Raw genomic sequence first — 1338 nt, forward strand, 5'->3', positions numbered from 1 at the left:
TTAGGCAGTATGACTTTCCGTGATGTGGTGGCTGGCCCGCCGTGAGAAACCAGACGCGGGTTAGCATTGCTGCCAGAGCCGCATGGTGTGCACGAGGGCGACACCCGGCGATTTCCAGCACGGAGGCCAGCATGGGACACGATAGCACTGTGTACGTCGGTCTGGATGTCCACAAGGAATCCATCACGGCAGCCTACGCCGTCGGGATAGGCGAGGTGGAATTGCTGGGCAAGATCGGCACTTCGAAGACAGACATCGATCGCCTGTGCCAGCGCATGCAGTCCAAGGCGACGCACGTTCGCATCGTCTACGAAGCAGGGCCATGCGGCTATGGCCTCTACCGGCAACTGGTGCAGAAGGGATTCGACTGCGTGGTATGTGCCCCGTCGCTGATTCCGAAGAAACCAGGCGAGCGGGTCAAGACTGACCGCCGCGACGCACTCAAACTCGTGCGCTCGTTGCGTGCAGGTGATCTCTCGTCAGTCTACGTGCCAGGCGTCGAAGATGAGGCATTCCGGGACCTGGCCCGCGCGTGGGCCGCCGCCAAAGCGGATCTCAAGCACGCGCGTCAGCGCCTCAAGTCGTTTCTGCTCTCTCATGGTATTCGTTACACCGGCAGCGCGAACTGGGGGCCGGCACATCGACGGTGGATCAGCACCTTCGTATTCCCCAACCACTGGCAACAACTGGCCTTTGACGAGTGCCGCCGCACCATTGAAGACAGACTCGCCCAATGCGACCGCCTCGAGGCGGCACTACGCGAGGCTGTCGTCAACTGGCGCTTCTATCCGGCCGTACTGGGACTGCAGACCATGCGCGGTATCCAGTTCACCACGGCCGTTGGCATGCTCGCCGAACTGGGTGACCTGTCGCGATTCGAGCATCCGCGACAGCTGATGGCCTGGCTCGGGGTGACGCCCTCCGAACACTCGTCAGGCGAGCGGCGCCGTCAAGGCAGCATTACAAAAAACGGGAACAGTTATGCAAGAAAGCTGCTCGTGGAGGCTGCGTGGAGTTACAGATACCCCGCTCGGGTGAGCCCCGACATCCAACGCCGCCATGAAGGAATTCCGAAACCGATCATTGACCGCGCATGGGATGCCCAGCTGCGGCTATGCCGGCGATATCGCAAGCTCGCAGCGCGCGGCAAGAATGTGAACACCGGCGTGGTTGCCGTTGCGCGAGAGCTCTCAGGGTTTATCTGGGACATCGGCAGACTGGCGATGTCTCTCGCCATACCGAAAGATGCCAGGCCGGTCTGACACTATCTCATCTTAACGAGGACACGGAGAGTTTCCTGAAGGCGGCGTAGCCCGGCACCCGAGCAACCCGCGATTG

At 61.4% G+C, this 1338-nt stretch carries 1 protein-coding gene; it reads left to right on the forward strand.

Annotated elements, in window-relative coordinates; translation table 11 throughout:
- The first annotated feature begins 131 nt into the window (after nt 1-131).
- Entirely contained in the window at nt 132-1262 is a 1131-nt protein-coding gene (locus tag ACLFKU_RS43440; RefSeq protein ID WP_184229108.1) for an IS110 family transposase, read from the forward strand.
- Nucleotides 1263-1338 lie beyond the last annotated feature (76 nt).

This window comes from Paraburkholderia sp. EG304 (genome assembly GCF_046543485.1).
GTDB classification, from domain to species: domain Bacteria; phylum Pseudomonadota; class Gammaproteobacteria; order Burkholderiales; family Burkholderiaceae; genus Paraburkholderia; species Paraburkholderia youngii.

What these genes read in the sequence shown, in the direction of transcription:
- ACLFKU_RS43440 (WP_184229108.1), top strand. Translation starts at nt 132, where the DNA reads ATGGGACACGATAGCACTGTGTACGTCGGTCTGGATGTCCACAAGGAA.